The following is a 12,763-nucleotide window of genomic DNA, read 5'->3' on the forward strand; positions in this document are numbered from 1 at the left end:
GCTTGTCGCGTGACTGAGCGGACCCTGGTACTGATCAAGCCCGACGGCGTCGCACGCCGTCACGTCGGAGAGATCCTCTCGCGCATCGAGCGCAAGGGGCTGGACATCGTGGCTCTCGAGCTGCGCACCGCGACCGAGGAGGTCGCCGGAGCGCACTACGCCGAGCACGAGGGCAAGCCCTTCTACCCCTCGCTGATCGAGTTCATCACCGGCGGCCCCCTCGTGGCCGCGGTCCTCGAAGGCCCCCGCGCGATCGCGGCGTTCCGGCAGCTCGCCGGTGGCACCGATCCGGTCGAGAAGGCCGTGCCCGGCTCGATCCGTGGCGACCTCGGTCTGGATCCGGGCGAGAACCTGGTCCACGGCTCCGACTCGGTGGAGTCCGCCGAGCGCGAGATCGCTCTCTGGTTCCCCGCCCTGGCTGCGAAGTAACAGCCCCGCCCGAGCGGCGCCTGGCGTGTCGCTCACGAAACCTCTCGGGCGTCGCGCTTCGCGCCTCCCGACACCGCCGACGGCGCCCTCCGGGGCGCCGTTGGCGTATCCGTGCATCTCCGTGTGGGATACTGGCAGAGGTTGCCCCGCACACACCGCGTGCGGAGCGGCCGAACGACATCACGGATCGATGCCCGACATCGCTGTGGCCGAGGACGAAGGAGACACCTCGCTCGGCGGCACGCTGGATGTTCCGGCGCTCGACCCGCGATCAAGCCAGGCATTGCTCGGCCGTGCAGTGAAAACGGGCACCGGACGACCGCGCGATGCGAGACCGGAAGGACTCGCGCCCACCCGGCGCGAGTACACAAGCTGCGCCCCCGCGTGGCCGCTCACATCGCTGTTGTCGGTGGTGGACGCGCCCGGGGGCCTTAGGAGACCTACGTGGCCGATCAAGAGCCGCCGGAGAACAACTCGATCGAAGCGTCGGACGCAGGGGGACGGAACCTCCTCGGTCTGCCTGCCAAGATCCGCGTCCATGCCCTCGCCAAGCTGCTGGGGCTGACCAGTAAGCAGGTGATCGCGAAAGCCGCCGAGCGCGGCACCGAGCTGCGCAGTGCGCACTCGACCCTCCCACGCGATGTCGCGGAGGACCTGCATGCCGCGTTGAGCGACGACACGGGCATACCCGAGCCCGCCGTACAGGAAGCTGAGACGGCTCCCGAAGCTGCAGCCGAGACGGCTCCCGAAGCTGTGGCGGAGACGGCTCCCGAAGCCGAGCCCGCGCCGGAGCCTGCCGTGGAGACGACTCCCGAGCCTGCTACCGAGGCTGCGGAGACCGCCGAGGCCGTGCCGGTCGAGAGCGACGAACTGCGACCCACCGAGAAGACCGCGGACGAGACCGCACCGCAGGCACTCGACATCCCCTCCGTCGGAGGACCCACCGGGCTGTTCACGTCGGTGGAGCAGAGCACGCCGCTGTTCGAGATGCCCGAGCCGTCCACCACGGCCGAGCCGATCGTCGCTGCACCGCTGTTCCTCCAGCCGGAGGTGCCCTCGCCTGCCGAGGAGGAGGAGACCCGCCCGCGTCGCCGGCGCGCACGCCGCGGCAAGGACACCGAGCAGGCACCGGCCGAGGACGAGCAGCAGACCGTCGAGCCGGCCGCCGCCGAGTCCGCCGAGTCCACCGGGGAAGCGCCGTCGCAGCAGGCGGACGAAGACCAGGACGATCAGCCGCGTCGCCGCCGCCGCGGACGTCGCGGTCGTGGACGTGGCCGCGGGGACGGCACCGATACCGACCAGCAGGACGAGACCACCGCGACCGGCGAGGACTCGGAGTCCGCCGCCGCGGAGACGGAGAAGTCCGCCGAATCGGAGTCCACCGCAGCGGAGACTCCCGCCGAGGAGACCGCAGGCACCGAGGAAGGCACCTCCGACGAGGCCGCCTCGGGTGACGAACAGAGCAGCGACGAGCACGACACCGACGACGAGCAGGGCGGGGGGACGTCCCGTCGCCGCCGCCGTCGCCGTCGTCGTCGCGGTTCCGACACCGACACCGCGAGCACCGATGACGACTCGGTTCCCACGGTCGTCCACGAGCGGGAGCCGCGTCCGAAGAGCCGCGCCAAGGACGAGGTCCAGGGCATCAGCGGTTCGACGCGTCTCGAGGCGAAGCGTCAGCGTCGTCGCGACGGTCGCGAGGCCGGTCGCCGCCGGCCCCCGATCCTCACCGAATCGGAGTTCCTCGCCCGCCGCGAGGCCGTCGACCGGGTCATGGTCGTCCGCGAACGCACGGGCGGTTCCCACGCGGGCATGACGCAGGTCGCGGTGCTCGAGGACGGCATCCTCGTCGAGCACTTCGTCACGACCTCCGGTTCGGCGTCGATGGTCGGCAACATCTACCTCGGCCGCGTGCAGAACGTCCTCCCGTCCATGGAGGCGGCGTTCATCGACATCGGCCGTGGCCGCAACGGCGTGCTCTACGCCGGTGAGGTGAACTGGGAGGCCGCGGGCCTCGGAGGCAACTCCCGGAAGATCGAGCAGGCCCTCAAGCCCGGCGACCAGGTGGTCGTGCAGGTCAGCAAGGACCCGGTCGGTCACAAGGGCGCACGTCTGACCACCCAGATCAGCCTCGCCGGACGCTTCCTGGTGTACGTGCCGGGCGGTTCGTCGACGGGCATCAGCCGCAAGCTGCCCGACACCGAGCGCAAGCGACTCAAGGACATCCTCCGGGAGATCGTCCCCTCCGAGGCGGGCGTGATCATCCGTACCGCCGCGGAGGGCGTGAGCGAGGAGGAACTCTCGCGCGACGTCACCCGCCTGCAGACGCAGTGGGAGTCGATCCGCGAGCAGTCCGAGAAGCTGCAGGCCGACGCATCGGGCCAGCCGAAGACGCTCTACGAGGAGCCGGATCTGCTCGTGAAGGTCGTGCGCGACCTGTTCAACGAGGACTTCTCCAAGCTCGTCATCGAGGGTGACTCGGCGTGGAACACCGTCGAGAGCTACATCCGGACCGTCGCACCCGACCTGCTGCCGCGCGTCGAGCGCTACCGCTCGGAGAACTCGGTGGACGTCTTCGGTGCGCACCGCATCGACGAGCAGCTCGCGAAGGCTCTCGACCGTAAGGTGTGGCTGCCGTCCGGCGGCACGCTCGTCATCGACCGCACCGAGGCGATGACCGTCATCGACGTCAACACCGGCAAGTTCACCGGGTCCGGCGGCAACCTCGAGGAGACGGTCACCCGCAACAACCTCGAGGCGGCCGAGGAGATCGTCCGCCAGATGCGCCTGCGCGACATCGGCGGCATGATCGTCGTCGACTTCATCGACATGGTGCTCGAATCGAACCGCGACCTCGTGCTGCGTCGCCTGACCGAGGCTCTCGGCCGGGACCGCACCCGCCACCAGGTCTCGGAGGTCACCTCGCTCGGCCTGGTCCAGATGACGCGCAAGCGGCTCGGGACCGGTCTCGTCGAGGCGTTCTCCACCACCTGTGAGCACTGCAGCGGCCGCGGCCTCATCGTGCACTCGGAGCCGATCGAGTCGAAGTCGTCGGACGACTCCGGTCGTTCGTCCGGCGGTGGTTCGCGGCGCAAGCGTGGACGCGACAAGAGCTCGCAGGAGCCCGCCGCCGAGACACACACGACGCCGTCGCCCGACGAGGTCGTCAAGCGTGCCGCTCACCCCGTCGCGCTCGCGATGGCCGCGCACAACTCGACACCGGCCGCGGACGCTCCGGCGGCAGAGCCGGCAGCGACCGAGACCGCATCCGAGGCAGTGTCCGCACCCGCGGGCGACGTCGACCCGGTCAAGGTCACCGAGCCGCTGCAGGCCGTCGAGCCCGAGAAGGTCGCCGCGCCGACGAAGGAGTCCGTCGCCGGGGAGGACGCCACCACGGTGACGACCGCCTCCGACGAACCCGCCGAGGTCGAGGCAGAGATCGCAGCAGCCGAAGCCGCAGTCGCGGGGACCGCTGTTCCCGAGGCTGCCGTCTCCGGAGCAGGGGAGAGCACCGACGGAGCGGCTTCCGTCGAGGCCGCAGAACCGGCTCCGCGTCGCCGCCGGGCACGCAGGGTCGCCCGGGCGGCCGCAGCGCCCGCCGGGGACGGTGGGCTTGCAGCCAAGGTGTTCGTCGTCCCTGCGCCGACCGGTACGTCGACGGAGGCCGAGTCGGATTCCCGGCCGAGCACACCGGTCGAGACGCCGGTGGAGATCGTGCGGCGGCCGCGTTCGCGGCGTGCCGCAGGGCGCCCCGCCGGACCTCCGGTGGACGCCGAAGCGTGACCCTCCGCTTCCGGGCCGGTCACGACCGGCCCGGAAGCAGGCACTACCGTGCCACCCGGTTTGACCCTGGGAGTCACCTTCCCGTAATCTTGTTCAGTCGCTACTCGGCGATAGTGCCCAGCCGCGTCCGGATTCAGGATGCCGGCGGGACCCGAGTCAGCAACCACACCAGACCAGTCGCGTCCGCAGCACTGTGGCGCGAGCACGTTCGAAGAAGCAAGGGGTAGCCGTCCGATGGCAACGTACGCGATCGTCAAGACCGGCGGTAAGCAGTACAAGGTCGCTGAAGGCGACCTCGTCAAGGTCGAGAAGATCGAGGGTGAGCCCGGCGCTGCTGTCTCGCTTGCCCCGGTCCTCGTCGTCGACGGATCCGAACTGACCACCGACGCCGACAAGCTGGCCAAGGTCTCGGTCACCGGCGAGATCGTCGAGCACACCAAGGGCCCGAAGATCCGCATCCACAAGTTCAAGAACAAGACCGGGTACCACAAGCGCCAGGGCCACCGTCAGAAGCTGACGGTCGTCAAGGTCACCGGCATCAAGTAAACCGAGCTTCGAGCTTCAACCCCAGGAGGGTTCGTCATGGCACACAAGAAGGGCGCATCCAGCTCCCGTAACGGTCGCGATTCGAACGCACAGCGACTCGGCGTCAAGCGCTTCGGTGGCCAGGCCGTCAACGCCGGCGAGATCATCGTGCGCCAGCGCGGCACCCACTTCCACCCCGGCGTGAACGTGGGACGCGGCGGCGACGACACGCTGTTCGCCCTCGCGGCCGGTGCCGTCGAGTTCGGTACCAAGCGCGGTCGCAAGACCGTCAACATCGTTCCGGCTGCGGCAGACGCCTGATCTGCCGTCCGGTAACGGACACCGCGGGACCAGTTCCCGCGACATACTCCCAATAGGGGCGGGCCAGGGTCGCACACCCTGACCCGCCCTTGTTGCGTTGATCACCAGGTTTGTTTTTTCGGACGAGAGAAGGTCCACCCATGTCCCGCTTCATCGACCGGGTGGTGCTGCACGTCAGCGCCGGTAAGGGCGGCAACGGCTGCGCCTCCGTCCACCGCGAGAAGTTCAAGCCGCTCGGCGGCCCCGACGGCGGTAACGGAGGCAACGGCGGCGACGTCGTCCTCGAAGTCGACCGCAACGTCCACACCCTGCTCGACTTCCACTTCCACCAGCACGCCAAGGCGACCAACGGTGCCCAGGGCGCCGGCGGCCACCGCAACGGTGCCAACGGCGGCGACCTCGTCCTGAAGGTTCCCGACGGCACCGTCGTGCTCGACCGCGACGGACGGATCCTCGCCGACCTCGTGGGCACCGGCACGCGTTTCGTCGCCGCGCACGGCGGTCGCGGTGGTCTCGGCAATGCCGCACTCGCGTCGAAGGCACGCAAGGCCCCCGGCTTCGCGCTGCTCGGTGAGGAGGGTGAGGAACTCGATCTCGTCCTCGAACTGAAGTCCGTCGCCGACGTCGGTCTCGTGGGCTTCCCCTCGGCCGGCAAGTCGTCGCTCGTGTCGGTGCTCTCGGCCGCGAAGCCGAAGATCGCCGACTACCCGTTCACCACCCTCGTGCCGAATCTCGGTGTGGTGCAGTCGGGCGACACGACCTTCACCGTCGCCGACGTGCCCGGCCTGATCCCCGGCGCCAGTGAGGGCCGCGGTCTCGGCCTCGACTTCCTCCGTCATCTCGAGCGCTGCGCCGTGCTCGCGCACGTCGTCGACTGCGCGACCCTCGAACCCGGCCGCGACCCGATCTCCGACATCGACGCGCTCGAGGCCGAACTCGCCGCCTACCAGCCCGCGTTGTCGGGCGACAGCGGACTCGGCGACCTCGCCGAGCGCCCCCGCATCGTGATCCTCAACAAGGCCGACGTGCCCGACGCGAAGGAACTCGCCGAGTTCGTCACCCCCGAACTCGAGGCCCGCGGCTGGCCGGTCTTCACGATCTCGGCCGTGAGCCGCGACGGCCTGCGTCCGCTGACGTTCGCGCTCGCGAAGATGGTCGACGAATACCGCGAGGCACATCCGCCGGCCGCGCCGACCCGCCCGGTGATCCGTCCCGTCGCCCGCGACGAGGAGGCCTTCACCGTGGTCCGCGATCCCGAGGTGCCCGGCGGATTCATCGTGCGGGGCACCCGCCCCGAGCGGTGGGTGCGCCAGACGGCCTTCGACAACGACGAGGCCGTCGGTTACCTCGCCGACCGCCTCGCACGTCTCGGCGTCGAGGACAAGCTCGTCAAGCTCGGCGCGGAACCCGGATGCTGGGTCACCATCGGCGAGGTCGGCTTCGAGTGGGAACCGCAGACGCAGGCCGGCGTGGACGTCGTGCCCACCGGTCGCGGCACCGACGCCCGCCTCGACCAGGTCGACCGCGTCGGCGCCGCCGAACGTCGCCACGCCAAGAAGGTGCGCCGCGGTCTGGCCACCGACGACGAGTTCGAGTAACCGGCCCCGCGTTCCCACCGTTCAGGAAGCCCGAAGCGTACCGAGGAGAACATGAGCGACACCCGGGAGGTCGTCTCCCACGCCCGCAGCGTAGTGGTCAAGATCGGCTCGTCGGCGATCACGAGCCTGGTGGGTGGGCTCGACCGTGGCCGGCTCGATCGTCTCGTCGATGCCATCGAGGCCCGGATCCGCACGGGTTCGAGTGTCGTCGTGGTCTCCTCGGGTGCGGTCGGTGCCGGGCTCGCACCGCTCGGTCTCACGAGTCGGCCGCGTGATCTCGCGACGAAGCAGGCTGCGGCCAGCGTCGGGCAGCTCACCCTCGCTCACGCCTGGGGCACCTCCTTCGCCCGCTACGACCGCACCGTGGGCCAGGTGCTGCTCACCGCCGACGACATCGGCCGGCGCATTCAGCATCGCAACGCGCAACGCACCCTCGACCGGCTGCGTTCGCTCGGGGCGGTCCCGGTGGTCAACGAGAACGACACCGTCGCGACCGTCGAACTGCGCTTCGGCGACAACGACCGGCTCGCCGCCCTCGTCGCGCATCTCATCGGCGCCGACGCGCTGATCCTGCTGTCCGACGTCGACGGCCTGTACGACGGGGATCCCCGCAAGGGCTCCGCGAACCTCATCCCCGAGGTCCGCACCCCCGAGGATCTCGACGGCGTGGTCGCCGGCTCGGGCGGCGCGCTGGGCACCGGTGGCATGGCGTCGAAACTGTCCGCGGCCCGTCTCGCGGCGGACTCCGGCGTGCCGGTGCTGCTCGCCGCGGCCGCCCAGGCCGATCGCGCGCTGGGCGCCGCCGACGTCGGCACGGCCTTCGCGGCCCGTCCGCAGCGTCTGTCGGCGCGGCGTTTCTGGGTGCGGCATGCTGCCGACGTCCACGGTTCGCTGTATCTCGACGAGGGTGCCGTGCGCGCCGTGATGGAGCGGCGACGCTCGCTGCTCGCCGCCGGAATCACCGGCACCAGTGGCGGTTTCCACGCCGGCGACGTCGTGGGCATCGTCGCGCCCGACGGCCGCACGGTTGCGCGCGGTGTGGTGGCCTACGACGCGTCCGAACTCGATTTCATGATCGGCTTCTCGACCAGGCAGCTGCCGCCGGATCTCCAGCGACCCGTCGTGCACGCCGACGATCTCGTCCGGGTGGTCTGAGAACCTCACGAAGTCGGTGCGGTCACCGCGTCGGCCAGGAAGGCGAGGGTCTCCGAGGTACCCGCTTCGAGCTTGAGGGTCGCCAGCGCATCCCCGCGGGTGGGGCCGCGATTGACCACCACCACCGGGATGTTCCGCTGCGCGGCGCGACGCACGAAACGCAGCCCCGACTGCACCGTCAGCGAACTCCCGGCGACCAGCAGGGCGTCGGCACTGTCCACCACCGAGAATGCGAGATCGACGCGCGGGCGCGGCACCGTCTCCCCGAAGTACACGATGTCGGGTTTGAGCATCCCGCCGCAGCGCTCGCAGTCCACTACGACGAAGTCCTCGGTGTCGGTGACCACCGCGTCCGCGTCGGGGGCGACCTCGAGACCGGTCGTCGCGCGCATCCGGTCGTCGAATCCCGGATTGGCCGCGCACAGCCGCTCGTGCAGCGTGAACCGCGAGATGCGGTGTTCGCACGACAGGCATCGGACCTGCGCGTAGGTGCCGTGCAGGTCGACGACCCGCCGGCTGCTGGCCTTCGTGTGCAGCAGGTCGACGTTCTGGGTGATCACGCCGACGACGGAACCGGCGCGTTCGAGGGCCGCGAGCGCCCGGTGCCCGGCATTCGGGCGGGCGGCGTCCATGTGCTTCCAGCCGACGTGGTTGCGCGCCCAGTAGCGTTGCCGGAACTCCGCGTCGCCGACGAACTGCTGGTAGGTCATCGGGTTGCGGGGCGGCGAGTCCGGTCCGCGATAGTCGGGGATACCGGAGTCCGTCGACAGCCCGGCGCCGGTGAGAACAGCGATCCGACGGCCGTGCAGGAGAGTGGGCAGGTCGTCGGAACGGAGTGGAACGTCGATCACTCCATCTACGGTAGGCCGCTTCCGGGAACCGGCGCTGCGGGCAGGAGCGCGCGGACCGCATCGATGGTGTCGGCGTCGGCGGCCGACTTGTCGGGCCGGTACCGCAGCACCCGTGCGAAGCGCAGCGCCACCCCGCCCGGATAGCGGCTGCTGGTCTGCACTCCGTCGAGTTCGATCTCGACGACGATCGCGGGTCGCAGGTGGACGGTGTGCTCGTCGCGATGCGTCTCGTGGCGCGGGAATTCCTCTGTCTGCCACTGCAGCAGCGCGTCGGTGAGTCCCTTGAACGTCTTCCCGACCATGATCGGCGGACCACCGTCCGGGTCGCGGGCACCGAGGTGCAGATTGGACAGGAAGCCGGTGCGGCGCCCGTAACCCCACTCGGCGGCGAGCACCACGAGATCCAGGGGGTGCTCGGGTTTGACCTTCTGCCAGGCTCGGCCCCGGCGTCCGGCGGTGTAGGTCGACGTGAGCGACTTCACCATGACGCCCTCGTGACCGTTGCCGAGCGAGTCACCGAGATGCGCCTCGGCGCTGTCGGCGTCCGGAGCGACGAGCGCGGGGATACGGTGCTCACCCGCGACACGGGCGAGCTGGTCGAGACGCACCGACAGTGGCTCGTCGAGCAGGTCGGCGCCGTCGAGGTGCAGGCAGTCGAAGAAGTACGGGTAAAGGAGCAGTTCGCGTTCGGAGCGGGCACCGAACCGGCTCATGGTCTCCTGGAACGGTCGGGGACGGCCGGCATCGGTGAGCGCGAGTGTCTCGCCGTCGAGCACGACACTGCGGCACGGCAGTGCCCGGACGAGTTCGACCAGTTCGGGGACCGATGCGGTGATATCGCGCAGCGTGCGAGTGAAGATCCACACGGCGTCCTCGTGGCGGTGCACCTGGATGCGTGCACCGTCGAGTTTGTATTCCACGCTCACGGCCCCGTCGAACTCGGTGAGTGCCGCCTCGAGCGACTCGGCGGGCGAGGCCAGCATCGGTCGGACCGGTCGGCCGAGTTCCAGGCCGAATTCCGCGAGCGCGTCGACGCCACCGTCGAAGGCCGCCGCCGCGGCCTGCGCGAGTCGGCCCGAGAGCATCACCGCCCGGCGGACCGGTTCGACGGGGAGACCGGCTGCCGCTGCGACCGCATCGGTCATCACCCCTTCGAGAGCACCCTGCCGCAGCTCACCACCGAGGAGCGCGACGAGGAAACGCTGCTCGGACTCGGTGGCCCGGCCGAACAGCTCCAGGAGCAGTTGCTGCCGCGCGGCGGTGGATCCGGAACCCGCGATGCCGGCGAGGCGGTCGAGGAAGCCGGACACCTCGTCGACGGAGAGCGTCGGATCGTCGGCGACCGGCGCGGAGAGGCCGGCGAGGGTGCGGAAGCCGACACCCACGCGGCCCTGGGTCATCTCTCCGGACAACCATGAGACCACCGCTTCGACCTCGTGAGGTTCGGCGCGCCCGAGTATTTCCCGCAGCAGATCGATCTTGGTGCGTCGTGACCGTGTGGCGGCGACGGCAACGGAGGTGTCGACAACCGAGTGCAGCAGCATCGCTTCGACGTTAGCGCCCGGACGTGCCACGCGGAGGAAATCGTGCGTCGGGGTGTATTTCCGCACGCCGGTGGGAATCGAGAGGCCAGGATGGTGCACAGGACGTGTGCACGAGGGGGAGGGACGGGAGAGGCGGATGAGCAAGGACGCCGATGCAGTCGAACTCGACGTGGACGGTCGCACGGTGCGCATCACGCATCCCGATCGTGTGTACTTCCCCGAGATCGGGGCGACCAAGCTCGATCTCGCGAACTACTACCTGAGCGTGGGGGAGGGGATCGTCCGGGCACTCCGTGAGCGGCCCTGCATGCTGCACCGGTTCCCCGACGGTCTCGAAGGGCAGAAGGTGCACCAGAAGCGGCTGCCGCGCGGGGCTCCGGACTGGGTCGAGACCGTGCGGGTGCACTTCCCGCGCTACGACCGCGACGCCGACGAACTGTGCGTGACCCGTCTCGCGGACGTCGTGTGGGCCGTGCAGATGTCCACCGTGGAGTTCCATCCGTGGAACTCTCGGCGCAGCGACGTGGAGCGGCCCGACGAGTGGCGGATCGACCTCGATCCGATGCCCGACTGCGATTTCGATCGGGTGCGGCGCGTGGCGTCGGTGGCGCACGAGGTGCTCGACGAACTCGGTGCCGTGGGTTGGCCGAAGACCTCGGGAGGCGACGGCCTGCATGTCTACGTCCGGATCGCGCCGGAATGGGAGTTCGACGACGTCCGAAGGGCCGCATGGGCTTTCGCGCGGGAGGTGGAGCGGCGCGCGCCCGGCGACGTGACGACGGCGTGGTGGCGCAAGGAACGCGACCCGTCGGCGGTCTTCGTCGACTACAACCAGAACTCGCGCGACCACACGATCGCCAGTGCCTATTCCGTCCGCGGTGTGCCGGAGGCGACGGTCTCCACTCCGGTGCGGTGGGACGAGATCGACGACCTCGAACCACGGGACTTCACGATCCGGACCGTGCCGAAGCGGTTCGAGGAACTCGGCGACCTGCACGCGGGCATCGACGACGCGGTCTTCTCCCTCGATCCGCTCCTGGAATGGGCGGAACGCGACGAGAAGCAGGAGAAGGCGTCCGAGTGAGCCCTGTGGCCCGGTAACGGTGACCCGGTAGACGTGGCCTAGTAGCCGGCGCTGGGATCGACGACCCCGATCGGCACGAGGCCGGACGCGAACCGTGTGACGTTCTCGGTCACGTGCTCGAGATAGGCCGGGATGCGCAGCGGGGGTGGATTGGCGTCGTGGGGGGTGATCACGGCGTTGGGGAGCGTCCACAACGGATGATCGTCGGGGAGCGGTTCGGGATCGGTGACGTCGAGCCCCGCGCCGCCGATCGCGCCGGATCGGAGAGCGGCGACGAGGGCGTCGGTGTCGACGAGATCGCCCCGGGCGACGTTGACGACCCACGCCGTGGATTTCATCGCTGCGAGCTCGGTTGCACCGACGAGCTGCTCGACGTCGAGGGTGGCTGTCGCGGAGATGACGAAATGATCTGCCAGAGGCCATATCTCGTCGATGCGTTCGACGGGGAACGTCTCGATGGCCCCCGGCACGGGACGGCCGCTGCGGGTGACGGCGAGTGCGCGCGCCCCCAGCGCGGCCAGCATCGGGATCAGCGCCCGGCCGACACCGCCGGCGCCGATGATCCCGACCGTCGCGCCGCGGAGGGTGCCGACGACCGGCGCGAGACTCTCGGGTGTCCACGAGGTGGCCGCCAGATGGGCCGGCAGGGCCCGGACCCCGGCGAGCAGGAGCAGGAGCGCGTGTTCGGCGACGGTCGTGGAGTACGCCGCGGCCGCCGACGTCCAGGTGACGCGAGGGTGGGCCTTGACGACGCCCTGCGACAGCCAGTACTCGACACCGGCGGACGGTAGCTGTACCCAGCGGACGGAGGCGGGGAGGACCTCGGGGAAGTCCTGCGGCCCGGCCGTCCAGACGAGCGCGTCGGGGGTGTCCTCGAGTCCGCAGGGCACGCCGCCCCCGCCCGTGACCGCCCGTTCGAAACGGGGGTCGCGCTCGGGGCCGACAGCGATGCGGGGCGCACGCTCGGGAGTCATGGTCTCGACTCTAAGCGTCCGCCCCGCATCGGTCACGTGGTTACCGCACTCAGGCGGGCTCGACGATCAACGGGTACACACCGTTCTCGTCGTGCACCTCACGGCCGGTGACCGGGGGATTGAAGACGCACAGCATGCGCATGCGCGTGTCGGGGAGCACGCGGTGACGCTCGTGTCCGTTGAGCAGGTACATCGTGCCCGGAGCGAGGTCGTACTCCACGTCGTTGTCGAGGTCCTGGAGCTTGCCGGTGCCCTCGACGAGCCACACGGCCTCGACGTGGTTGGCGTAGTGGAACTCGTTGACGGTGCCGGGTTCGATGGTGGTCTCGTGGAACGAGAAGCCCACCTTGTCGCCGGCGAGGACGATGCGCTTGCTGCGCCACTGGCCGTCCTCCGAGACGACGTCGCGCTCGGTGCCGGTGATCTCTTCTGTCGTACGAACGATCATGGGTGTCGAAAGTCCTTTTTCTGCAAGTGGGTTCGAGCGGGCGGAGCGGGG

The 12,763-nt window shown here is 69.9% G+C and carries 11 protein-coding genes; 7 read left to right on the forward strand and 4 right to left on the reverse strand.

Annotated elements, in window-relative coordinates; all coding sequences use genetic code 11:
* The first annotated feature begins 9 nt into the window (after nt 1–9).
* From ndk to proB, 6 genes are all read left to right on the forward strand, one after another.
* Nucleotides 10–429, forward strand: coding sequence for a nucleoside-diphosphate kinase (gene ndk / locus C6Y44_RS09460; RefSeq protein ID WP_006551181.1), 420 nt, complete (start codon nt 10–12; stop codon nt 427–429).
* Between the two features lie 444 nt (nt 430–873).
* Nucleotides 874–4,212, forward strand: coding sequence for a translation initiation factor IF-2 N-terminal domain-containing protein (locus C6Y44_RS09465; RefSeq protein ID WP_159418611.1), 3,339 nt, complete (start codon nt 874–876; stop codon nt 4,210–4,212).
* Nucleotides 4,213–4,446: 234 nt separating this feature from the next.
* Nucleotides 4,447–4,758 carry a 50S ribosomal protein L21 gene (gene rplU / locus C6Y44_RS09470; RefSeq protein ID WP_006551183.1) on the forward strand — a complete coding sequence of 104 codons (312 nt, stop codon included), beginning with the start codon at nt 4,447–4,449 and terminating at the stop codon, nt 4,756–4,758.
* 36 nt (nt 4,759–4,794) lie between these two features.
* Nucleotides 4,795–5,058 (forward strand): 50S ribosomal protein L27, encoded by a 264-nt coding sequence (rpmA, locus tag C6Y44_RS09475; RefSeq protein WP_006551184.1) that lies wholly within the window; start codon nt 4,795–4,797, stop codon nt 5,056–5,058.
* A 140-nt stretch (nt 5,059–5,198) separates the two neighbouring features.
* On the forward strand, nt 5,199–6,656 hold the full coding sequence (gene obgE, locus C6Y44_RS09480) for a GTPase ObgE (protein WP_016691889.1): 1,458 nt from the start codon (nt 5,199–5,201) through the stop codon (nt 6,654–6,656).
* Nucleotides 6,657–6,707: 51 nt separating this feature from the next.
* Complete coding sequence (proB, locus tag C6Y44_RS09485) at nt 6,708–7,811, forward strand: glutamate 5-kinase (RefSeq protein ID WP_159418610.1); 1,104 nt, start codon at nt 6,708–6,710, stop codon at nt 7,809–7,811.
* 5 nt (nt 7,812–7,816) lie between these two features.
* Here proB and C6Y44_RS09490 read toward each other — a convergent pair whose 3' ends face one another.
* Nucleotides 7,817–8,662 (reverse strand): NAD-dependent protein deacetylase, encoded by an 846-nt coding sequence (locus C6Y44_RS09490; RefSeq protein WP_159418609.1) that lies wholly within the window; start codon nt 8,660–8,662, stop codon nt 7,817–7,819.
* 5 nt (nt 8,663–8,667) lie between these two features.
* Complete coding sequence (locus tag C6Y44_RS09495; protein WP_192378755.1) at nt 8,668–10,206, reverse strand: ATP-dependent DNA ligase; 1,539 nt, start codon at nt 10,204–10,206, stop codon at nt 8,668–8,670.
* A gap of 136 nt (nt 10,207–10,342) precedes the next feature.
* Here C6Y44_RS09495 and ligD point away from each other — a divergent pair, with 136 nt between their 5' ends.
* Entirely contained in the window at nt 10,343–11,290 is a 948-nt protein-coding gene (gene ligD / locus C6Y44_RS09500) for a non-homologous end-joining DNA ligase (RefSeq protein ID WP_159418607.1), read from the forward strand.
* A 38-nt stretch (nt 11,291–11,328) separates the two neighbouring features.
* Here ligD and C6Y44_RS09505 read toward each other — a convergent pair whose 3' ends face one another.
* Both C6Y44_RS09505 and C6Y44_RS09510 read right to left on the reverse strand, forming a co-directional pair.
* A complete protein-coding gene (locus C6Y44_RS09505; protein ID WP_060651095.1) occupies nt 11,329–12,264 on the reverse strand; it encodes a D-isomer specific 2-hydroxyacid dehydrogenase family protein in 936 nt (311 codons plus the stop codon).
* Between the two features lie 49 nt (nt 12,265–12,313).
* Nucleotides 12,314–12,712: an ectoine synthase gene (locus C6Y44_RS09510; RefSeq protein ID WP_120282223.1), complete on the reverse strand. Its 399-nt coding sequence runs from the start codon at nt 12,710–12,712 to the stop codon at nt 12,314–12,316.
* Nucleotides 12,713–12,763 lie beyond the last annotated feature (51 nt).

The organism is Rhodococcus rhodochrous (assembly GCF_014854695.1).
GTDB lineage: Bacteria > Actinomycetota > Actinomycetes > Mycobacteriales > Mycobacteriaceae > Rhodococcus.